The following is a 23,200-nucleotide window of genomic DNA, read 5'->3' as shown; positions in this document are numbered from 1 at the left end:
TCAACTCTTTTTATCGCTTGGATATAGCTTGACTGAGTGAAGTGAAATGAGGCTTTGGGGATCTGATCGTGGTGAATGCTGCGGGTAGGGGCCCCTAATTGGAGCCGCAAGAAGTACTGCTTTATAAAATGTTGGAGGTACAGATAATAAGTTGTGGTTTGTGCCGGGTGGAGAGAGAAGCGGGGGAGAGACGGAGGATCTGAGTACACAAAAGAAGATGGTAAACGTCTACCTTGATATGGCATACTTTTGAGCAAGATTACAATATCTACGGGCATAATCTTACTACTTACAGAGTGTTGATCGAGTGGTTAAGGCTGGGAAGTCCAATTATGGTCTTCTCGTATGATGAATTTAAGTGGGGAAAATATTGGGGGCAAACTGCCCTCGGGCAGGACAAGTACAGAGTTCGTTATGGTAAGAAACAGCGAATCGTGATCAAAGCGAGAATTCGGTAACGCCTTTTTTGGAGGCATATTTCAGCGTGTAGCTTCCTTCTGTGCCATATGGCATCGTAGCGATTTGGATGCGGGTATAATCCAACCGACTCTCTCTCAGCACTTTTTTAATCAGCGCTATGCTCCGATCTTCGTCCGTTACCACACAGAAAATGTTCATTACATATTCCTTCGGATCAGCCACACGGCTGCCCAGGTCACATCCATCCACCTCTCCCAACTCCGACTGGGTCAGAACGGTTTCCAGATATTCCATCACCTTTTCCTGCAACCAATGATCTCGTTTGCTACCCTGCGCGCTCTTCAGTGGATATTGCACCACAAGCCAGTATTTTTCACTCATTTAGCTTCACCAACCAATCTTTATATGATAGGGCATTACGTTATGTGTATTAGCACTTGGACGATAAAAACGCATATGTCAGCCTTACATTCCTCCAGTTCAAAATGGGCTAGATAATTGACCTCACAGCTTTTTGAAATTGTACTGCCCTTCCATTTGCAGGATGGGGAACATGGTGATTTTTAATGAGATGTGAGCTTAACGTGTCTGCTGACTTTCTGCCAATAGCCACGATCTGAGCATCAGGATTCAGTTGCATAAGCTGTCTGGCGAATACCACACCATCCTCCAACTCTGCCAAAGTCGGCGTTCGATTCGTCATCCTGTTTTCGGCAGATTGATAAGGATGAAAGGGATAAATGTTCCAAAATATAAAGTCCGTTGGTTTCCACCTTGAACTGGATAACACTTCACCCCATATGATGGATGCTGTCGGTTCTGCGAAACCATACAATGCCTGACTCCGGTTAGGTTTGGCGATATTGGCTAGGCTTGTTCGGACACCCGGATCACCTGCAAAAATCATCTGGTGATTCACCAGTGAGTGATTCCCGGTAACCATTCGCTCGGACGTCAAAGGTACGCCGGAGAACCTCGCCCCTTGATATCCCACAGCTTCAGCAATAAAAATGTACCGAGCCTTGGACATTCGTGGTTCCAAATACCTGACCAAATGTTCACAACGAATCTTTACCGCTTCGGGGCCGATATCATAGCCCGCCACATAATCTCTCCAAGGATTAATCACATTTACTGGCGACACATATGCTTGTACCCCTGCAACAAACTCGCGGATCTGTTGCTGCGTTTGGCTCATGCTTCTTTGCCTCCTTTGGGAGATTACAGAGTAAATCGGGCTTGCATCAGCTTATTTTACAAAGATTATAGCATAAACAGAAAAACCACCAACCAGAACGCTGGTTGATGGTGGATAGAAACTATAGAAAACTATTGCGGTATAACTTCTTCCCACTGACCATTGGTGGTTTCTTTGTAGGTAAGAAGGTTTCCATCATACTTTCCCTGAATATAGTTAGAACCCGCTTCTTTCCATTCCTTAGTAACAGATATCACAACTTTAGAATCCTGTAAATTTATTGGAACATACTTTCCTCTTGATAAATTTATCTCAAAGGCTACTGGATAAAAATCGTACCAGAATAGTTTGTCTGATTTCTCTCCCAGTATACCCGCATCACCACCTTTAGAGAAATGAGGACTGATGACTCGAAACCTGAACTCTAACCACTTTCTGGGATCTAAAGGAAATTCATAATGACTATCGGGCTCCACTATAATATATGACTTTTCAGGAACCGGGTGTTGAACTTGAACTTTGTGCTCGATTATTTCTTTGGATATTACTCGAAAAACTAAATATACCACTATAAATAGTATCGAAGTAATTACGGGTAATTTAGGCTTGTTCCTCAAAAAAATACTCAATCCAAGACCAATAATTAACGGAAACCATATCCATGGATCTCCCAATGTAATGGCTCCCATAATATATGACTTATCGCTAAGGGGATAGAATGCTGGTAAATCATGTCCCATATAGTCTAAAAATAAGTGTCCAAACAAGACAGACAAAATAGAAGATCCCCAGATTAATTTGAAACTTGTCTTTTTATAGAACAGTTTTGTCAAATATGCTATTCCTAAAGCTAAAAGGGGTGTAAACAATATAGAATGGGACCACGGAGCTACACTTCTATCCCCAAAAATATCAGGAATTATTCCACACAGTGCACCCGAACATAGACATATCATAAGATTTTTCCATGTATCCCTTGGCAAAAAGCAGTATGCAATTACTGCCCCAAGAAGAGCATGTGATAGAAGATGAAACAACAAATATAAGTACGGATCCAAAATAACTACTCCTTTACGCTGTCAGTATTAAAAATATGGTAATTAATGTTAAACATTATAAATTAGTTTTTATATGAAAGACCCTGAGAGCCGAACCTCTTCCAAAGGTCTGTGGCGAGTAGTCTCCGTTTGGATGTATCAATCTATTTTCTTAGATCAAAAATTCGAGCCCAAGCTAGCCCAGGCCTCACAAAATAGAATCAACAAGCTTTAAATACCCTAAACCATTAATGCCTCGTATGTATTTTCTATTATCATAATTCGGTCTAGCTAAAAGTTTGTTTCCGTTCATGTTGATTGGACTTATTTAAATTTTTTTCGAGCTGTTCTCAATTTTCCACCATCTTGAGTTAGCCAATCTAAATTTCTGTTTACATTATATCATAATAAATGGAAAAACCACCACCCAGATCACTGGTTGGTGGTTTTTGACTTGACTCTAATAGAGGCGAGGGGAGTCGAACCCCTGTCCCAATCCCCTCAAATCTTCTTCACTTGTGTTAATAAGTCCCATAGACCCTTATCATATAAGACATTATATGACAATACACATTACTTGATATCAATTGAATTTATTCTAATTCATATTATTTTAAAGCTTTGGTCTACAGTGTGTCTATAAAAGAGGACAGGAGTTTTAGATAAAATCATTACTTACCTAAGAACGATATCAACGGGGAGTAAAACACTCCAAAACCTCGTGGGCATTTCTCTTTCATTTGTAATAAATTTGCACGTCCCATCCAATTATTCACATTGACATCTTCATTAGAATAATTGGTTCCTTTCCAATATTGCTCTATAAAATCGTTTGCCGCACCGGTCGCCCAATAATCATATTCACTAATATCTGATGAGGAGACTAACTCACTCAAGGTTTGCTTTGGATCATGATCATTTTCAGGCTGATAACCCTTCTCCCAGAATCGACAATTTGGACAATCATTCTTAGAAACCTTTAGCCATTCAATTACATGGTCTCTGTCTGCCAGTACCCATGCTTCAACTTCTTTTATAGCAATAGCGAGCATGAAATTCTCTCGATTTTTAATCATTTTTTTAATTTCATCTTGGGCAGCTTTTGTCCCTTTGCCATCAAGAATTATTATCACCTTATTGAACAACTTATTAATTAATTCTGGATCTTTATCATATGCTTCAGTTAACCTTTGAACAGCAGACTTCACACTACCAAAACCAGTCCCCTTTTGAAATTCCTTCCTTATATCAGCATTAAAATCCAAAGGCCAGTGAATGTTATTGCTGATTGCAATTGTGGTTATTAAAGGAGGAATCAATATATCGTCAATCTCTCCTTCCCTGATCAATAACACTTTCACTAGAGTCACCCTCCTCACTTTGAAGGAGACTAGAGAACCAAAGATCACCTATAGAGTTATCAAACAAAAGCATAGCCTTTTCTAACTGCTCAAAGGAGATATTAGTTATAATTGTACCAGTTTCATTGGAACCCTTTTCTAATATAAAAATCGAATCTGGTTGATTCTGAAACATTTCTAAAAGATATGGATTGTGTGTTGTCACAAAAACTTGAGTCTTAAATTTAGGTTTTAGTTGAGTTATCTCTTCAATCATTCTTGCGGCTTCTCTTAAAATTGGAGGATGTATTCCATTTTCGGGTTCTTCAAAAGATACGAGAGAACTCTTACGATTTCCATATCTTATTAGTGCCATGGCAATCAATCGAAGAGTTCCGTCACTAATTTGATTATTATTAAATGTAATTGTACCATCACCATTTTTTTCAACCAAGTTAATTTCTTTCCATCCATTACTACTTCCTTTTATAATAATATCTTTTAAATTAGGAAGTACTTTTTGTAATCTATTAATCATTTTATCAAATTGCATTGGTTTTTGTTTCTTTAATTCAGCTAAGTTCGTTGCAAGGTTCTGACCATTTGGACCAAGTTCATTTTGATTCCCTCTTGATCTTTGTCTTAAAATAGCAGGATCCCATATGAGAAATGTTTGGATATTTGAGATGAATTTCTTTATTCTAGAAAAATCAGGATACATTTCTACTTCTTCATCTGTAATTGTAGCCAAAAAACCAGAATTAGGGTTCAAAAATTCACCACTTTGTTCTTCGCCTGATACTGGAGAAAAAACAAAAGTCTTATGATTCCGCAACAGCAACAAATGTTCTTCATCAATTTCATTAATTATAAATATCCTTTCAACTATTCGTTGTTTTTCAGTAATTCTTACTTGATACTTATACTTAAAGGGAGGCTCATTTCTTTCTGTTGATGGCAATTCAATCGTTAATTCCCATCGAAGTGTATTTCTTCTCAATATTTTGTTATTACTATGCCTTCTATGAAATAAATCTTTAAGTATGAGCGACCTATTCTCCAAGTAATGATTAATTGATGAATGCGTAAAGGCCTTTAAAAAATCAATACTTTGCAAAAGAGAGGACTTTCCTGCCCCGTTGGGACCAATGATAATATTTATATCCTTACAAATACATGTTACGTTTTTGAGTTGTTTGAAATTTTCAACATGATACTTAGTTATCATGTCATCAGCTCCTAAATAGATCAGACATTTTTATTGTTTAATTCTTATTATTCCCAACCTTCGGTTATATGAAACCAATATCTACTAATTGAAACCCTCTTTTAAATCCTGCCCATAAATAACAAGATACTCTATGTCTCAGTGGGGATACACCAACTCATGAAGTCTTATCATCAGGTTACGTCTTTTTTTACCATATACCTAAATATTCTTAACTCACAACTTTATTATACAAGATAGGGGTAACGATTAGAATAATTACTCTATACTGTTGATTCATCTGTAAAAGACAGATCCCTCCAATGAGCTTTTATTATTGAACCTAATATTTACATTAGAACTCTTCCTTCTATTCTCAATTTCTTTGGTAAATGAAACATCTCATTATTTAAGGAAATAAATTCTGCTTTCAAAAAACGACTAATATAACTACTTCAGTCATAATTCATCTTACTCGCTACACAAATAATTGAGTGTCGAAACCATTTTCCAACGTTTTAATAATGGCATCAGATGCTGCATTTTGTGGCTGTTTCCAACGATTAATCAATTTATCACTCTCCTACTTTTAGACTTGGTTGCAACTGATATACCCGCGCTATCCCCTAGGATGTAACCTATCGCTGTCCCAGCTCCAGGTAAAACCAGCGTTCCAATAGCTGTCCCTGTAGCTCCACCAACTAATGTCCCTGAGGCCACATTTAATGTCTCTACAATTACTGATACAGGCCTTACTATAGAAGCGTTAAGCGAACCGATAAAGATCGTTTCTTTGTGTATCACACAATTTTTTGTATTAAGATACAAACAAATAAAATGTTCTTTAATATTAAACCGATGTATGCCACATATCTTAACTAGCTCTTGTTCTGAAACCTCCACAAGCTCTTTAATAGACGGAAAACGATTCATGATCTCTTCAATAAGATAACTACCTTGTTTTTCACACAAGGATTCGGTAAGAAGTGATTTTATTTCTAAGTGCCTTTTTTTAATCATAAATGTAACCTCCATTATGCGTACTTTATATGAAAACACAAAGTGGCTGTCTCAAAAGCCCTTAAAAGCGTATCGGCAAAAAGAAATAACACTCATAGGTTCAAAAAAGGACAAAGCAGAGGTTTATCCTGCTTTGTCCTTTTTGCGTTTTTCCGTCATTGCGGCTTTTTTAAGTAGATTGTGGGCAAGGCAAGCCACCCGACCTCCAGGCTTACTTTTTGCAAGCCGCGAAGCAGGAATCTTCGGAATCCCCGGTTGTTTTTGATTTGTCCAAACACACTCTCTGGCTCCGTCATGCGCTGAACAGAAAGGGTGTATCCTTCCTCGCTGCGCAGTCGTTCCCGCATCTCGTTTTTTTGCCGCATATAGGTCAGGCTGATCGCGATCTCCCGATTGCCTTTGGCTTTGGTGCATGTTGCTTTCAGAGGACATCTACTACAATCTTCACTTCGATAATGGCGGGTACGAATCGTGTAACCACTCTCCGTGACTGTCTCGCTTTCGTACCGAAAATGTAACGTCTTCTCAGCCGCACAGGTCCATGTATCTTCCGTTTCGTTATAGCTCCAGTTGTCCACCTTGCCAATCGCTTGCTTCCACGCCCTGGTTTTCTCCTTGTGGTACGTCCCATATTTGACGATTGCCTGGATGTTTTGCTCTTCGAAATAGCTGTAATTCTCTTCACTTCCATATCCTGCATCCGCAATGACGGTCTTCGGTCTTTTGCCGAGCGTTTCTTCGAAATGGTCGAGATGGGGCTTCAGACATTTCGTGTCTGTGGGTCGCTGGTGCACCGTGTAACCTAAAACAAACTGGTTTTCCGTTCCAATCTGCACATTGTACCCTGGCTTCAATTGACCATTTCGCATATGATCTTCTTTCATTCGCATGAACGTTGCGTCTGGATCGGTTTTGCTATAGCTATTCCGCTCCCCTGCGGTTTGGATCTGGTGCTCATACTTTTGCAGCCGCGGTAGCAAGTCTTTGCGTAACTGGCGTACGGCTTTCTTTACGATTTTGTTTTTCGGTTTTTCTTGTAAGGATTCCTCCAGTTGCTCAACGACTTTTTCCAGCTTTTCTGCCGTGAGTGCAGAAGCTTCCCCGAGCTCAGGGAGGTCTGTACCCGCATGGAGCGCATCTTCTTCACTTTCGGCCGCTTCGATGGTTTGGAACAGGGTATGTACTTTTTCTTGCAGCTTGGCCTGGTACTTGACGACAGCCTTTTTCCAGACAAAGGTGTACCGATTTGCATTCGCCTCAAGCTTGGTTCCGTCCAGAAAGTAGTGATCCATGGACACGTATTGCTCCTGAACCAGCAGTTCTAGCACGTGGGTAAACACCGTTTCCAGTACCTCTTTCATCCGCTCGGAACGAAAGCGATTGATGGTCCGAAAATCCGGTTGTTGCCGCCCAGCGAGCCACATGAACATGATATTTTCGCGAACAGCCTTGGCGATTTGCCGGGATGAATAGATGCGTTGGGTATAGGCGTAGATGATGATTTTGGTGAGCATTTTGGGATGATAGCTATGGCGGCCCCCGCCAGGATATGCTGCACTAAAAATGGAATCGCTCAGGCGATTGATTGCGTCATTTACAACACGAACGAGGTGGTTTTCGGGGATATCTGTCTCCAAATCCATTGGCAAGAAAAGTTGATCCATGGTATATTGAATGTACAAAAGAAGCCCTCCTTAGAAATGGTTGCTCGACACTTCCATTTTACCAAGGAAAGGCTTCTTTTTGTTTTACAATTTGGAAAACAGGTCTGTCCCTAGCCATTTTTATGACTTATGGGACAGCCCCTTTGTGTTTTCATATAAATTTAATTCATCGACTAAGTATCCATTTAATAATATATACTTTTATTTTTAGAATTTACTCTTTAAAAGAGGAAGAAATCCAACCTTTCTTTCCACAAGCAGTATTTCTCTTTATCTCCAGATTTCAAAATCCTTACTTCATGAGGAACTTTTCAATAATCTGTTTCAAATCCTTCTTCAAATTGCCAGAAATTAATACAAGATCTTGTTCAAGCCAAACTCCATCTATTTCACTTTTAGCTTTAATGCCATCGGGATAAGCTAAAACAATTTTAGGATACTGATCAACTTTCCAAAAACCATCATAATCTTTCAAATACCCCAAAGCTTTATAGATACTTTCATTAGCATAACTACTCCCGGCATCAGTGTTCTTAACTTCTATTAACAGGCGGCTTTCCTGTTTATTTTGAAGATCATTAATTTTTAAAAGGATATCAGGCCTTCTGGCGCTTCCACTTATGCCTTCATACATCCCTAATATCCTTTTATAGAGTGAATTAATCTGTGAAATACCAAATAGTTTTTCTGGTGATCTATCATACATTATCTGAATATCCACTTTTTCAGATCTGAATCTTGCTATAATATGAGATCCCCCAGGCCTGATCAAGTTGTAATCAGATTCGAAGCTCTGTCGCTGATTTTTCAAAATATTTTCAATAGTATTAAGCGTGGAAAGCAGGACAAATAATTCAAATAAATCATCAGTATGCTCTTCTACTTTTGGTTGGATCCATCCATACTCAAACAAAGATTTAACTAACTCTAAAGAGGGTTTTTCCATTATTGTTTCATACTCTAAATACAAATTAACTAAATTAGAGTATACTGGATTTCGATTTTTTGATGCTTGAGAAAGCATACGTTCCGTCACAGTACTTACTAGTGACACTTCTTTTAAGTAAGTAGATTGAAGAAGTTTTCTTGAAGCTTTTATCAACCCTACTAATTTATCCCCAATCCTATTTTCAGTTTTAGATATACTCCAAGCGGCGGGAACATTGATATTAGCTAGTTGAGTTAAATAAAAAAGTAATAATCTATTCTCATCCGAATCAAGATTCTTATTATTATCTTGAATTACGAAAGTTGATAGATCCCTAGTAGTCAATCTTTGAAGATAGGTCCGACTCCATAAGACTTTCCCTCTCACTGCTGAAGAAGTAGTTATATAAGAGTCGTTCTTACGAGATAACGTATTCATGTACTCTGGAAGAATATTTAGCACATAATGTAGAGCGCCTTCTCTTCTGTTAATGTGATAAATAGCAGCTAGCCATTTTAAGTCGTCACCACTAGTTTGTAGTATGGATTTAATAAAACTATCGAGTAAATCATCATGAATTCCATTATCAGACCAAAGTGAATCCAACCTAGCAAAAATATATTTTTTAACTTCATCGCGCCAGTATTTATCGCTATATTTAAATGTATTCGCCATGTAATCAACCAATATTTCCTGTCCAGTTAGAGAGTTCCTTTATTAATAGAGAGCGTATAAAAGGCTCTTCGATGTCAAGCGAAGAAACGATTACTTGGAGTAAAGTTTCAAAGTCTCTTCTTCTCCCTTCAAACTGAGGGAATAAGTACATACTAATCGCCTCAATAAAAACCTCTCCTAAAGAAACCTCCAGCTCTCGATCAATTCCGATTCTCTTCTCTAAATAGTTTATCACACTAATTGGTATGGCAACCCCTACCGCATTATTTATAGAGTATAATCCATTAGAAAATAGATTGATTATGTATACCTTTATTTCATCTTTCAACTCCTCATTGATTTGCATTTGGGAAACTTTTTGTTTCAAAATCTCACTCATGCTCTCAGAAGAGGGGGGTTCAACTTCAATAAATGCAAATCGCCGCATAAACGCATAAGATAACTGGTACAAACTACTTTTATCAAAAGTATTCATTGTTCCGATAATTCGCCAATCAGTTTGAACATAGTAATTTTGCTGATCATCTCCAGATACTTCTCTTTCATTCTCAGGAGAAATCGTAATTTTCTTTCTTTTTATTGTTCCATCACTCTCATTAACGAAGTTATAGTATGGCAAGTTAACCGAATTACCCGTTAGCACAGTAAACAGCTCACCAAATGCTTTATCGACATCAGCTCTATTAATCTCATCAATTATGACCCACTTATTCTCAGATATACTTCGAGTAATAAAGCCTTCTTCAAACTGAAGCCGTTGAGGGTTTAGAGGATCAGGTAAATATCCACCCAATACCTCAAATGCTGACCAATTCGATGTTGCAGTATAAGTTTTAAAACCATTCGGGCCTTTAAAATTTTGAGAGATAATTTTAGCAATTGTTGTTTTCCCTGTACCAGGAGGGCCAGTAAGTATAATATGACTACCCGAATTAATAGCAGCTTCGATTTTTCTGCTTAAAGTATTATTCACTTCAAATGATGGACTAGCTACTGCTACTGTACTAGCTGTATAAGAGGTAAGTTGTTCTTTCAACTCCACATTTAAAAATTCAGAATAATTAGTTAATGGAGTATACACCACGGATAAGAAATGGTCACTTGCCCATTCTTCAGGCACTTCCGCATGACTAACCAAAAAATCAGCAGTCTCTTCAGTTACAATGTCTCCTAATGATGACTTTAATATTGTATAGGGATTATCGCTTTCTAAGTTAAGTAACGGTCTGTTTCTTAAAAGAAATACTATTAGCGGAAAGGTATTACTCCCACACAACCTTCTGTTAATAAATTTCAAAAAATTATCTTTCCACTCTGGATTTTTTGTTATCCCCCATTTCCCATGAATTCCAGTGTCCAATCCCAGATTAACTAACGGTCCTGGTCGTCCTGGGTATGGGAGCAGTTCTTGTTGTCTACTTCCCTTTTTCACTGGAACTGTTAGAAAATTCGAACTAACTTTCTTTTCTAAACTGCTGGCTCCTACTTCAATAAACCCTAAACTTGTTGCTTGTAATTCATTATTTTGTTCGTCTCGGCCAACCATTAAGGTTTCGATAAACATGCTTATGAACTCTTGCCTATCGGCAGATTCAGGATGTAAGTCAATAATTTCCAAACCCAGTTTCTTCTGCAATCGATCTAATGAAAAAAAATAAGCTAAGCCGGAAGTAGTCTCCCGGCCCAGCTTACCTCCTTGTTCTAAAGGTTGCAACATTCTATAGTTGGTTCGAAAAGTTTGATCAGCGAAATACACAATAACCCCTTCTTTCTTTAGACAATAAATTCAATCTGCTCGTAATTTTCTACTTCTAAATGATCAAAAATAACTTCTGCATCGGCTACTCTGACAGGTACTTTACCAAAACGGATTTCGGAAAAAAGCCTTGGCTCAACTTCAGAGATGCAATCAACGCCAGAAAGTACATTCTTGAAAGCTTCAGCAAAGATTTGAGCTAATTTAGGAGGTACGGCGTTTCCAATCATCTCATAAATTGCCTTAACAGATTTTCCGTGAAAGACGAAATCATCGGGAAAACTTTGAATTCGAGCTATCTCTCTGGCTGAAAAAACTCTCTGTTCAATAGGATGCCAAACTCCCGCATTCTCAGGTTTAAATGCAGCAGTGACTGTTCCAGCAATTTCACTACGATGATATCTTCTGTAGAAATTAGGCCATCTATATTTGGCCATATCCTCTCTTATTCTTTTAAGCCTATCTGGAAGCAATTCATAGGGAATATCTTTCCACGACCCTCCTTCAGGAACATAACTTCCTAGAGTAATAGCTTGAGGATTAAGGCGCAATAATTGATCTTGATTCGGGATATCTTCACTCACATTAATCACATTATTTTCTATAGATAAGTCAAGTCCTGTTAGAGGCTCTGGAAATCTAAATTTCCCCAAACGTATATTATTACGAATTCCTATAATTATAACTCTTAAACGATTCTGAGGAACACCATAATCGGAAGTGTTAACTAATTTAAAATATGCAGTATAACCAAGCATTTTTAAGTTCTGACAGATCTCAGGCAACAAATATCCCTCATCAGTTTTAATGGATAACATTCCTCTCACATTTTCCATCATAACTATTTTAGGACGAAGTTTCCTGATATAATTAAGGGTTGCCTTATATAGTTGACCTCTATCTTCATTTATACCTTTTCGATTCCCAGCATTTGAGAATGGTTGACATGGAAAACCAGCTAATAATACATCAAGATCTTCGACAGAAGGAATCTCCTGTTCGTAGATATCTCCTTCATATATATCACCGATATTTTCACGATACGTAACGCATGCATCGGTATTCAAATCATTGGCCCACACTATGTTGTAATTAGCATTATGAAACCCAAGATCCATTCCGCCACAACCACTAAACATACTCACGACACTAAATGGAGTATTTGCATTCTTGATTTTCATTTATTGCCCTCCTAGTTACATCACTATCTATTGTATTTGGCTGCCTGAACATTGAGCAAGTATTATTTTAAATTATAACAAGCGAACGTGTGTTTTACAAAATCATTACGCATTAATTTAAAAACCGGCTAATCAATGTAGACAAATTGTCTATTACTTGCCTGAAAAAGAATCTATATCATCATCATTGTCTACATTTTGTCTACAATCTTGCCTTACAAATGCAAAAACCCGCTCAAAGAGCGGGTTTTTTTAATGGAGGCGAGGGGAGTCGAACCCCTGTCCGAAGATAACGGCACATAAGCTTCTACGGGTGTAGTCACAGTTTTGATGTCACCCGAGTATCGCCCCGTAACCGGCTATACGTTGGGTCAGCCTGATTGTCTTCTTCAGCACACCCCAGGCGGAGATGTGACAGCGTATCCCACTACTAGTTAGCCCCTATCCCTGTCACATGGGCGATGCAGGGTAGAAGCACGCACACAGTTTCTTAGGCTGCGAAAGCGTAGTTTGTTTGTTGTTTGCCGTTTAATAGGCTTTAGCGTTGATAAAGCGGACGCGTCCCCACTACCCGCTACCCATGCTCGAACTATCCCCGTCGAATCCATAAACGCCCCCTCAATGAAGAAGGGCTCCAGGATTAATCCGTGAATACGGAGCAAAGGTGCTGCACATCTTTTTCCTCCAAGGTAAAAAGATGCTTCTTTCAAACTCGGCATTCCTGTCTGCTACATGAGTAATCATAACACAGGACACATCACCGAAATAGTACAGATTGCTGGAAGACATTCCAGCAGGCTGAGCACAGATACAAGGTTATCCAATATAACAGGCTCAATCGTCTACATATTATACCGCGTCACCAATCGGAAGTAAAGTTTACCAGATCGGATCATGTACAAGGACACCTAAGTATTTTACCCACGTTCCAGGCAAACTACGCAACAGCTGATAATTTAGATTCATCACCGCACTAAGCTCCATGCTCCTAGCAGTTTTCTTAGTCACACATCAATAAAAATCAGCCCACTGCACACTTCAGCTATTCACATCACATCCCCTTTCTACTAATAATAAAAAAGCCTCAATCTTGCCCATTGCAGGACAAACCTTGAGACTTCTTAACTCATACATCAATCTTCCTAACTTCATCACAAAAAATATCTTCTACACTGAAAAGTAAAGCCTTTAGCCCAGCGCTCCACTTAACGTGCAACCTTCTGCTTCTCGCGCAGTACCCGTTGGATATCGCGTTGAGCATCGCGCTTGGCTGCAGTCTCCCGTTTATCATACTGCTTCTTACCTTTACCCAGTCCAAGCAAAAGCTTTGCATAACCATTGCGGATATAGATTTTCAGCGGCACAATGCTGTACCCATCCTGTTTCGACAGCCCGAGCAGCTTGTGGATCTGCACTTTATGCATTAGCAACTTGCGCGTACGTGTCGGATCGAGCGGATTATTTCGGTTCCCTTGTTCAAAAGGACTAATATGCATATTGTGAATATGAATCTCACCGTTTCGAATCGTGGCAAATGCATCACCAATATTCGCACGGCCGTTACGAAGAGATTTGATCTCCGTTCCGGTAAGCACCATGCCCGCTTCATACGTATCTTCAATGAAGTAGTCATGGGAAGCCTTTTTATTCTGTGCAAGCACTTTACTCTGTCCATCATTCTTGCCCATGTCCTCACTCCTTCTCCGTAAAATAAGCCGGTACCATGCTCTATAGCAGCACCCAATGTTGCACCAAGGTACCACGTGCCAGACCTTAATTGTAGCAAGTACGGCTGTTAAAATCAAGAAAGAGGCGACCTCTGCCGCCCCTCCTCATTACACCACTTTCAGACTGTGCGAAACAACACCCCGGCTGAAGTGACTATTTTCTCCAACGCTTAACCTGGAGGAACGAATTGTAATCCATTTCTCCAAGTTACGTTAGCTTTATTTTTTCTTTTTCCGTACAAAAGCTGCCGTACCGTTACCAGCTGCACCTTTGCTCTTCTTCCGCTTGCGTCGTGGTGCTCCACCTTCCTGAGCGCCACCAGGAGTTGCATTTTCTCCAATAAATACGCCGCTCGGCGAAGTGTTTTTGCGTCCACTTCCGCCTTTGCCGCCCTTGCCGGACTTAAAGCTTCCTTCACCACGACCGCTGCCGCTGTTCAGGCCACTTCCTTGTCCACCGGTTGAACTACTATCCGATCCACCCGATGTAGAGCTATATCCGCCTTTACCTGAGCCAAAACCAAAGCTCAACGCGCCTTTGCCCCGGCCAGTTGATCCACCAGCATCACCAGCACGGCGCTCACCTTTTGGTTTGCCACCGCCCTTACCTGCGTAGCCACCAGATGAGCCCGCGCCTGCACTCGCTGCTCCACCGCGACCGCCACGTCCACCTTTGCTGCTTTCTTCCGTTGATCTGCCACCACGGCTGGCGCCAGCAGCGGATGATCCGCCTTTGCCGCCACGCGAACCGCTGAAACCACCCGGTCCACCCTTGGCACCGCCGCGTCCGCCGCCGCTACTAGGACGTCCACCTTTACCGCCACGTCCACCACCGAAGCCGCCAGGACGTTCAGCGCGAGGTTTCATATCCACCATTTCAAAATCAATCGTGTACTCTTCCATGCTTACACGTGCCACACGGATCTTCACTTCATCACCGATACGGAAGACTTTCGAGGTACGTTCACCAATCAGAGCCATATGCTGATCGTCAAAATGGTAATAGTCGTCCGTGAGCGCGCTCAGGCGAATAAGACCTTCAACCGTGTTCTCCAGTTCAATGAACATACCAAAGCTGGTTACACTGCTGATCATACCTTCGAACTCTTCGCCTACTTTATCGAGCATGTACTCGGCTTTTTTCATTTTCTCCGTATCCCGCTCAGCTTCTACCGCCACACGTTCACGTTCCGAAGACTGCTGCGCAATATCGGACATACGTGCTGCCAAATATTCCTGACGGTTCTCCGGCAAAGCACCATTATTTTCAATGACTTCGCGAATCACCCGGTGAATGACAAGATCGGGATAACGACGAATTGGAGAAGTGAAGTGACTATAGAATTCTGCCGCGAGGCCAAAGTGACCTGACATTTCAGAATCATACTTCGCCTGTTTCATGGAACGGAGCATCATCGTACTAATCACGGTTTGTTCTTTCGTTTCTTTGATATCCTCAAGCAACGATTGAAGCGCCCGTGGATGAATTGCATTGCCACGTCCTTTGACCTGGTGTCCAAAATTCGCCGCAAAGGCGAGGAAATTTTGTAGTTTTTCCTGATCGGGATCTTCGTGCACACGATAAATGAACGGAACCTTCAACCAGTGGAAATGCTCTGCCACTGTTTCGTTCGCTGCCAACATGAATTCCTCAATAATTTGCTCAGCAATCGAACGTTCCCGTTTCACGATATCTACCGGTTTGCACTCTGCGTCCACAATGATTTTGGATTCTTCAAAATCAAAGTCAACCGCACCACGGCGCATACGCATAGCACGTAGCTTCAGGGCAATCTCTTTCATCAGATGGAAATCATCTACAAGATCCTTATAACGCTCGAGCAATTCCGGCTCTTCACCTTCAAGGATTTTACGGACATTAGAATACGTCATCCGCTCTTTGGTTTTGATTACACTTGTGAAAATGTCATGTTTTACAACCTTCATCTGGTCGTTAAACTCCATTTCACATGACAGTGTCAGGCGGTCTACCTGCGGGTTCAAACTACAGATCCCGTTGGACAGACGCTGAGGTAGCATCGGAATAACCCGGTCTACCAGATACACACTGCATCCGCGGTTGTAAGCTTCCTGATCCAGCTTGGAATTCTCCTGCACATAATAGCCAACGTCGGCAATATGAACACCTAGACGGTAGTTCCCGTTAGGCAGTTTCTCTACGTTAACAGCATCATCCAGATCCTTGGCATCTTCGCCATCAATCGTGACAATGTTAAGTCCACGCAGATCACGGCGACCCTGTTGTACAATCTCTTCATCCGTGATGGAGTCGGGTGCTTTCTCAGCCTCTTCTACCACTTCGTCGGGGAAAGCTTCAGGCAACTGATGCTTGCGAATAACGGACAAAATATCGATACCCGGTTCATCCTTATGACCGAGAATCTCGATCACTTCACCCTCGGCCGCCGCACGACCCTCCGGATAGCTGACGATCTTTGCTACGACCTTCTGTCCATCAACCGCCCCAGCAAAGTTGGTACGCGGGATGAAAATATCGCGATTAATCCGTTTGTCATCCGGAATGACGAAGCCGTACACTTCATGGCTTTGGAACACACCAACGACTTGTGTTACAGCACGAGTAACAATGCGAACGATCTCACCTTCAAGACGACCGCCAGAAGGTCCTTGAGACGTGACTTTAACCAATACCGTATCACCATTCATCGCACTCTTCATATCATTGGCATGAATGTACACATCCGGGTGCTCCCGATCCTCAGGAATGAGGAAAGCGAACCCTTTGGCGTGAGCCTGTAAACGTCCACGTACCAAGTCCATGCGCTCTGGCATACCATAGCGATTGTTACGGGTCAGCAAAACTTTACCGGATTCCTCCAGCGTATTAAGCATAATCAAAAAGGCTTTGAAATCAGCTGCATCTTCGATCGCGAAGTGCTGTTCCAACTCCTGATAAGTCATGGGTTTATAAGCGGTCTCCCGCATGAAGTCGAGCAATTGTTGTTCTGTTATCATTAATATATTCACCTCGGGAAACATAAAAGTGTAATCAAGTCTCATCTCTTTATGTATCGGAATTCTTACCATTTTCATGATACATATTGCCGTTGTCGTGTAGAGTGTAGTAGTGCAACCATACTATCTCATACCCTAGTATACACGAATTCAATCCGGACCATCCGTACCTCGCAAAAAAACCACAGTGGCCTGACGCTCCGCTATAATCACGCTTTCACATATCTCTACAGACATTTTATGCGGCACATATACAGTACGCATCTGGAAAAGGACTAGACCCGAAAAATTTTCTGTACACATGACATTCATTATAAGGAGTGAATTCGCGTAACGAATAAGCGAGGGACATACCATGCATGATAGGGGTGTTTCACGCTAAGGAAGGAATTCTGAACAGAAGTTGAGAAGAAGACCGAAATCATGGAGTCTATTAGTCATTGGAAAAGTTTGGACGCGTAAGAATTTATTAAAAAACCCCCGTTTCTCCACGAAACGAAGGTTTATCAATTAAGCCATTAGCTTAAAAGCTATTCATTGCCGTGCTGATCCAAGTCTTACTTGGAAACCACCGTAACAATAATAGACAAAATCATAAATCCTGCACCCAGTACCACCGTTGCACGTTGCAGGAAGAGATCCAATCCGCGCGCTTTCGTTTTACCGAAAAGATGTTCCGCACCACCGGAGATGGCACCCGCCAAACCAGCGCTTTTCCCGTGCTGCAGCAATACTACAGTGATTAGACCGATCGAGAAAACAACGAGCAGCAATTTCAAAGCAATATCCATTCTTTCCACCTCCTACCCATGTGGGCATACATCTCACCATAAAAACAGTTACTTTAATTGTAACATAGCTATGGTTGTACTACAAGTAGTACAGTTTATACAATGCCCTAAATTTCACCATCTGCTCGCTCCTTACGTTATGCCATTACATCGTTGCAATAAAAAAGACAAGCCGGTTACCCGGCTTGCCTGTAAAAGCTGGATATCCAGCTTATTTTTTAAGGTTGTAGAATCCTTTAAGACCATTGTATTGAGCCAGTTCACCCAGTTGATCCTCAATGCGGAGCAATTGGTTGTACTTCGCGATACGGTCTGTACGGGAAGGAGCACCCGTTTTGATTTGACCAGCGTTAGTTGCAACAGCGATATCAGCGATTGTGCTGTCTTCGGACTCACCGGAACGGTGGGAGATTACAGCTGTGTATCCTGCGCGTTTAGCCATTTCGATTGCATCAAATGTTTCAGTCAATGTACCGATTTGGTTAACTTTGATCAAGATGGAGTTACCGATACCTTCGTCGATACCTCTGCCCAGACGCTCAGTGTTTGTTACGAACAGGTCATCACCAACGAGTTGTACTTTGTCGCCCAATTTCTCAGTGAGCAATTTCCAACCATCCCAGTCATCTTCGGACATACCGTCTTCGATTGTGATGATTGGGTATTTCTCAACCCATGAAGCCAGAAGGTCAACATACTCAGCGGAAGTGTAAGATTTACCTTCGCCAGCAAGTGTGTACTTACCATCTTTGTAGAACTCAGTGGAAGCAACGTCCATACCCAGGAATACGTCAACGCCTGGTTTGTAACCAGCTTTTTCAATTGCTTCGATGATTGTAGTGATTGCTTCTTCGTTTGAACCAAGGTTTGGTGCGAAACCACCTTCGTCACCTACAGCTGTGTTCAAGCCTTTTGAGCTCAATACAGATTTCAGGTTGTGGAAGATCTCTGCGCCTACGCGAAGAGCTTCTTTGAAGCTTGGTGCTCCAACTGGAAGAACCATGAACTCTTGAACGTCGATGTTGTTGTCAGCATGCTCACCACCGTTGATGATGTTCATCATTGGAACTGGCAATGCTTTAGCGTTGAATCCGCCCAGGTAAACGTACAATGGCAGGTCCAGAGCGTCAGCAGCTGCGCGAGCTACTGCCATGGATACAGCCAGGATTGCGTTAGCACCCAGTTTACCTTTGTTTGGCGTACCATCCAAAGTGATCATCAATTTGTCGATACCCAGTTGATCCAATGCATCCATACCGATAACTTCTGGAGCGATTGTTTCGTTTACGTTTTTAACAGCTTGCAGAACACCTTTACCGAGGTAACGGGATTTGTCGCCATCGCGAAGCTCAACTGCTTCGTGGGCACCAGTGGATGCACCAGATGGAACGATTGCGCGTCCGATTGCGCCGGACTCCAGGTATACTTCAACTTCTACTGTAGGGTTACCGCGGGAGTCGAGGACTTCGCGAGCGTACACGTCAGAAATAATAGTCATTTGTGATAATCTCCTTTAAATTTAAATTTATTATAAATTAGGACCACTTGTGTTTTCCCTTTTCCACTACGTCAGCAGAATTGTCCTCTAATCGCTGTTATCCCCTGATTCCTTTGAACTTATTTTAATAAGTTGGAATCATGTGATAAAGGCGAACGCGTTGCTTCTTCGGACAATTTCTGCTTCCTTCGTTTGGGGGTAAACTCCAAACTTCCCAATTTCATATATGTTGTTGCGTAACTTATTTGCGGGTAGCGATGACGGATGTACCTGTCATCTCAGCCGGTTTAGGCAATTGCATCAGGTCAAGGATCGTAGGCGCGATATCCGCCAGGATTCCGCCTTCACGCAGGGTTACATTGGCATCGGTGACGATGAATGGAACCGGGTTCGTTGTATGAGCTGTGAACGGACGTCCTTTCTCATCGAACACCATATCCGCGTTACCATGATCCGCAGTGATCAGTACAACGCCACCTTTGGCAAGTACTGCATCCACAACACGGCCCATACACTCATCTGTTACTTCAACCGCTTTGATGGTAGGCTCCAGCATGCCGGAGTGTCCAACCATGTCAGGGTTAGCAAAGTTCAGAATGATGGCGTCATGTTTGTCTGCTTCGATCTCACGAACACATGCGTCAGCCACTTCATACGCGCTCATCTCTGGTTGCAGATCATACGTTGCAACTTTTGGTGAGTTGATCAGTACGCGAGTTTCGCCCGGAAGCTCTACATCACGACCGCCGCTGAAGAAGAAGGTAACGTGCGGGTATTTCTCAGTTTCTGCAATGCGCAGTTGTTTTTTATTGTTCTGTACCAGAACTTCACCCAGGGTGTTGTCGAGGTTCTTCGGCGAATAAGCCACATAACCTTCAACCGTCTCACTGAACAAGGTCAAGCATACAAAGTGCAAGCCCACAGGGAACTTCGGACCACGATCGAAACCGCGGAAATCCTGGTTTGTGAATACTTGCGACAACTGGATCGCACGGTCAGGACGGAAGTTGAGGAAGATAACGGAATCGCCGCTTTCTACCAAACCTACCGGCTCACCATCCGCTTTGACGATAACCGTTGGTTCAACGAATTCATCAAATACGGACTTCTCATAAGATTCTTCAACCGCTTTGAGTGGGTCGGTGTATTTTGGTCCATCTCCATAAACGATGGCGCGGTATGATTTCTCAACCCGTTCCCAACGTTTGTCACGGTCCATCGCGTAATAGCGACCTTGAACCGTTGCGATTTTACCTACTCCGACTTCTTCAATCTTAGCGATCAGCTTCTGCATGAAGTCTTTACCACTGTCTGGCATAACATCACGGCCATCCATGAAGGCATGAATATATACATCGTTCATTTCTTCTTTTTTGGCCAGATCCAGCATAGCAAACAGGTGGTCGATGTGACTATGTACGCCGCCATCGGACAACAAACCGTAAAGATGAAGCTTTTTGCCGCTTTGTTTCGCTTCGCGAACAGCTTTGACAAGTGTTTCATTGTCGTAGAACTCGCCGTCACGAATGGATTTGGAGATACGGGTCAAATCCTGGTATACGATCCGGCCGGCACCAATGTTCAGGTGACCTACCTCGGAATTCCCCATTTGCCCTTCTGGCAAACCTACAGCTTCACCGCAAGCAGTGAGTGTTGTATGTGGGAATTGGCTCATGAAACGGTCGTAGTTCGGTTTCTTGGCTTGCGCTACCGCGTTGCCTTCCACCGTGTTACGCAGACCAAAGCCATCCATGATGATCAGTGCTACAGGTTTTGGAGCTGTCATCTTACTTCGCCCCCTCAACAAGCGCGATGAACGAAGCCGGCTGCAAGCTGGCACCGCCAACAAGTGCGCCGTCGATGTCGCTTTGTCCGAGGTATTCTGTTACGTTTTCCGGTTTAACACTGCCGCCGTATTGAATACGAACTGCACTCGCAACCGTCTCGTTGTACAGATCCTTCACCAGTGTACGGATGTAAGCAATAACTTCATTCGCATCTTGGGAAGTGGAGGATTTGCCTGTACCAATCGCCCAGATTGGCTCATAAGCGATAACAACTTGTGCCGCTTGCTCTGCAGACAGACCTGCAAAAGCAGCTACTGTTTGCACTTTGCATACGTCTTTTGTTTGGTTCGCTTCACGCTCTTCAAGCGTCTCACCAAGGCAAAAGATTGGAGTCAATCCGTGACGGAATGCTGCATGCAACTTTTTATTGACAGTCTCATCGGTTTCCGCAAAATATTGACGGCGCTCCGAGTGACCAATAATGACATAATCCACACCCAGGTCTTTCAGCATCACGCCGCTGATTTCACCTGTGAATGCACCGTTATCTTCAAAGTGAAGATTTTGTGCACCAATTTTGATGTTTGTGCCTTTAACGGCTTCTACCAGGGATGGCAGATTTGTAAACGGTGCGCAGATTACAGTCTCCACGCCTTCAACTTCCGCTTTTCCTTTAACTTCCTGAATGAAGTCATTGGATTCGGAAACCGTTTTGAACATTTTCCAGTTACCTGCGATAATCGGTGTTCTCATGGGTTTCAACTCCTTCATGCTATAGGCTACTAAAACTTACTTGTCGTTCAATGCCACTACGCCTGGAAGTACTTTACCTTCCATGAACTCGAGCGATGCACCACCACCTGTAGAGATGTGGTTCATCTTGTCAGCCAATTTGAACTTCTCAGCTGCTGCTGCGGAGTCACCGCCACCAATTACAGTGTAAGCTTCTGTCTCAGCGCAAGCTTCTGCTACTGCACGAGTACCGTGGGAGAATGGCTCGATTTCAAATACGCCCATTGGTCCGTTCCATACAACCAATTTGGAGTTTTTGATAACGTCAGCATAGATCTCACGTGTTTTAGGACCGATGTCGATACCTTCCCAATCTGCTGGGATGCCATCGATGTCAACGATTTGTGTGTTTGCTTTCGCACTGAAATCGTCAGACACTACGATATCTACCGGCAGGTAGAAGTTTTTGCCCAATTTTTTCGCTTTTTCAATAAAACCGAGAGCAACATCAAGTTTGGAATCATCCAGCAAGGATTGTCCAATTTCATGTCCTTGTGCTTTGAAGAACGTGTAAGTCAGACCGCCACCGATGATTACGTTGTCTGCAATGTTCAGCAGGTTGTCGATTACATCGATTTTGTCCTTAACTTTGGATCCACCAATGATAGCTGTGAAAGGACGCTCAGGGTTGGAGATTGCTTTACCCAACACTTCAAGTTCTTTCTCCATCAACAAACCGGACACTGCTGGAAGCAAGTGAGCGATTCCTTCAGTCGAAGCGTGTGCTCTGTGAGCCGCGCCAAACGCATCATTAACGAAAACGTCAGCCAGTTCAGCGAATTGTTTTGCGAGTTCCGAATCGTTTTTCTCTTCGCCTGCGTGGAAACGAACGTTTTCAAGCAACAATACGTCGCCGTTGTTCAGTTCAGCGATTTGAGCTTTAACAGCGTCACCAACGGAATCGTCAGCTTTAACAACTGTTTTACCAAGCAATTCAGACAAACGCTCAGCTGCTGGAGTCAAACGCAAGGATTCAACCACTTCGCCGTTAGGACGACCCATGTGACTTGCCAAAATGACCTTAGCGCCTTTTTCAATCAAGAAGTTGATTGTAGGAAGCGTTGCACGAATACGTTTGTCATCTGTAATTTTACCATCTTCGAGCGGCACATTGAAATCTACACGGACAAAAGCCCGTTTTCCTGTCAATTCGATATCGCGTACACTTTTTTTGTTCATCTG

Annotated in this window: 15 protein-coding genes, 1 other RNA gene and 2 pseudogenes; all 18 read right to left on the bottom strand. The window is 42.2% G+C overall.

Annotated elements, in window-relative coordinates:
* Positions 1-438: 438 nt before the first annotated feature.
* The 18 genes and pseudogenes from MKY66_RS01000 to MKY66_RS00915 all read right to left on the bottom strand — a co-directional run bounded on the left by MKY66_RS01000 (position 439) and on the right by MKY66_RS00915 (position 23,197).
* Positions 439-801, bottom strand: a complete 363-nt coding sequence (locus MKY66_RS01000) for a hypothetical protein (protein WP_076210176.1) — start codon at positions 799-801, stop codon at positions 439-441.
* A gap of 109 nt (positions 802-910) precedes the next feature.
* Positions 911-1,618, bottom strand: coding sequence for a uracil-DNA glycosylase (locus MKY66_RS00995; RefSeq protein ID WP_076210174.1), 708 nt, complete (start codon positions 1,616-1,618; stop codon positions 911-913).
* A 131-nt stretch (positions 1,619-1,749) separates the two neighbouring features.
* Positions 1,750-2,676 (bottom strand): metal-dependent hydrolase, encoded by a 927-nt coding sequence (locus MKY66_RS00990; RefSeq protein ID WP_076210172.1) that lies wholly within the window; start codon positions 2,674-2,676, stop codon positions 1,750-1,752.
* A 650-nt stretch (positions 2,677-3,326) separates the two neighbouring features.
* Entirely contained in the window at positions 3,327-4,016 is a 690-nt protein-coding gene (locus MKY66_RS00985; RefSeq protein WP_076210170.1) for a hypothetical protein, read from the bottom strand.
* On the bottom strand, positions 3,982-5,223 hold the full coding sequence (locus MKY66_RS00980; protein WP_076210169.1) for an ATP-binding protein: 1,242 nt from the start codon (positions 5,221-5,223) through the stop codon (positions 3,982-3,984). The genes MKY66_RS00985 and MKY66_RS00980 overlap by 35 nt, the downstream gene beginning before the upstream one ends.
* A gap of 678 nt (positions 5,224-5,901) precedes the next feature.
* Positions 5,902-6,060: pseudogene (locus MKY66_RS00975) on the bottom strand (JAB domain-containing protein); the annotation flags it as partial.
* 285 nt (positions 6,061-6,345) lie between these two features.
* Positions 6,346-7,904: pseudogene (locus MKY66_RS00970) on the bottom strand (IS1182 family transposase).
* A gap of 274 nt (positions 7,905-8,178) precedes the next feature.
* Positions 8,179-9,489 (bottom strand): hypothetical protein, encoded by a 1,311-nt coding sequence (locus MKY66_RS00965; RefSeq protein ID WP_076216892.1) that lies wholly within the window; start codon positions 9,487-9,489, stop codon positions 8,179-8,181.
* A 4-nt stretch (positions 9,490-9,493) separates the two neighbouring features.
* The gene (locus MKY66_RS00960) at positions 9,494-11,245 is read right to left on the bottom strand and encodes a MoxR family ATPase (protein WP_076216891.1); all 1,752 of its coding nucleotides are present in this window, start codon (positions 11,243-11,245) and stop codon (positions 9,494-9,496) included.
* A 17-nt stretch (positions 11,246-11,262) separates the two neighbouring features.
* Complete coding sequence (locus MKY66_RS00955; protein WP_076216890.1) at positions 11,263-12,426, bottom strand: DNA cytosine methyltransferase; 1,164 nt, start codon at positions 12,424-12,426, stop codon at positions 11,263-11,265.
* Positions 12,427-12,679: 253 nt separating this feature from the next.
* Positions 12,680-13,044: a transfer-messenger RNA gene (gene ssrA / locus MKY66_RS00950) on the bottom strand.
* Positions 13,045-13,631: 587 nt separating this feature from the next.
* Positions 13,632-14,114, bottom strand: coding sequence for an SsrA-binding protein SmpB (gene smpB / locus MKY66_RS00945; protein ID WP_036674736.1), 483 nt, complete (start codon positions 14,112-14,114; stop codon positions 13,632-13,634).
* Between the two features lie 258 nt (positions 14,115-14,372).
* Positions 14,373-17,150, bottom strand: coding sequence for a ribonuclease R (gene rnr, locus MKY66_RS00940; RefSeq protein ID WP_076216889.1), 2,778 nt, complete (start codon positions 17,148-17,150; stop codon positions 14,373-14,375).
* A gap of 557 nt (positions 17,151-17,707) precedes the next feature.
* Positions 17,708-17,941, bottom strand: a complete 234-nt coding sequence (gene secG, locus MKY66_RS00935; RefSeq protein WP_062837740.1) for a preprotein translocase subunit SecG — start codon at positions 17,939-17,941, stop codon at positions 17,708-17,710.
* A 211-nt stretch (positions 17,942-18,152) separates the two neighbouring features.
* Complete coding sequence (gene eno, locus MKY66_RS00930) at positions 18,153-19,439, bottom strand: phosphopyruvate hydratase (RefSeq protein WP_062837741.1); 1,287 nt, start codon at positions 19,437-19,439, stop codon at positions 18,153-18,155.
* A gap of 241 nt (positions 19,440-19,680) precedes the next feature.
* Positions 19,681-21,225, bottom strand: a complete 1,545-nt coding sequence (gene gpmI, locus MKY66_RS00925; protein WP_047841461.1) for a 2,3-bisphosphoglycerate-independent phosphoglycerate mutase — start codon at positions 21,223-21,225, stop codon at positions 19,681-19,683.
* Position 21,226: 1 nt separating this feature from the next.
* On the bottom strand, positions 21,227-21,979 hold the full coding sequence (tpiA, locus tag MKY66_RS00920) for a triose-phosphate isomerase (RefSeq protein WP_076216888.1): 753 nt from the start codon (positions 21,977-21,979) through the stop codon (positions 21,227-21,229).
* A gap of 36 nt (positions 21,980-22,015) precedes the next feature.
* Entirely contained in the window at positions 22,016-23,197 is a 1,182-nt protein-coding gene (locus tag MKY66_RS00915) for a phosphoglycerate kinase (RefSeq protein ID WP_076216887.1), read from the bottom strand.
* Positions 23,198-23,200 lie beyond the last annotated feature (3 nt).

Source organism: Paenibacillus sp. FSL R5-0766 (genome assembly GCF_037971845.1).
GTDB lineage: Bacteria > Bacillota > Bacilli > Paenibacillales > Paenibacillaceae > Paenibacillus.
Note: the sequence above shows the minus strand (reverse complement) of the source record. Positions and strands in the feature narration are given on the sequence as shown.

What these genes read in the sequence shown, in the direction of transcription:
- MKY66_RS01000 (WP_076210176.1), bottom strand. Translation starts at nt 801, where the DNA reads ATGAGTGAAAAATACTGGCTTGTGGTGCAATATCCACTGAAGAGCGCG.
- MKY66_RS00995 (WP_076210174.1), bottom strand. Translation starts at nt 1,618, where the DNA reads ATGAGCCAAACGCAGCAACAGATCCGCGAGTTTGTTGCAGGGGTACAA.
- MKY66_RS00980 (WP_076210169.1), bottom strand. Translation starts at nt 5,223, where the DNA reads ATGATAACTAAGTATCATGTTGAAAATTTCAAACAACTCAAAAACGTA.
- MKY66_RS00965 (WP_076216892.1), bottom strand. Translation starts at nt 9,489, where the DNA reads ATGGCGAATACATTTAAATATAGCGATAAATACTGGCGCGATGAAGTT.
- MKY66_RS00955 (WP_076216890.1), bottom strand. Translation starts at nt 12,426, where the DNA reads ATGAAAATCAAGAATGCAAATACTCCATTTAGTGTCGTGAGTATGTTT.
- smpB (WP_036674736.1), bottom strand. Translation starts at nt 14,114, where the DNA reads ATGGGCAAGAATGATGGACAGAGTAAAGTGCTTGCACAGAATAAAAAG.
- rnr (WP_076216889.1), bottom strand. Translation starts at nt 17,150, where the DNA reads ATGATAACAGAACAACAATTGCTCGACTTCATGCGGGAGACCGCTTAT.
- secG (WP_062837740.1), bottom strand. Translation starts at nt 17,941, where the DNA reads ATGGATATTGCTTTGAAATTGCTGCTCGTTGTTTTCTCGATCGGTCTA.
- eno (WP_062837741.1), bottom strand. Translation starts at nt 19,439, where the DNA reads ATGACTATTATTTCTGACGTGTACGCTCGCGAAGTCCTCGACTCCCGC.
- gpmI (WP_047841461.1), bottom strand. Translation starts at nt 21,225, where the DNA reads ATGACAGCTCCAAAACCTGTAGCACTGATCATCATGGATGGCTTTGGT.
- tpiA (WP_076216888.1), bottom strand. Translation starts at nt 21,979, where the DNA reads ATGAGAACACCGATTATCGCAGGTAACTGGAAAATGTTCAAAACGGTT.
- MKY66_RS00915 (WP_076216887.1), bottom strand. Translation starts at nt 23,197, where the DNA reads ATGAACAAAAAAAGTGTACGCGATATCGAATTGACAGGAAAACGGGCT.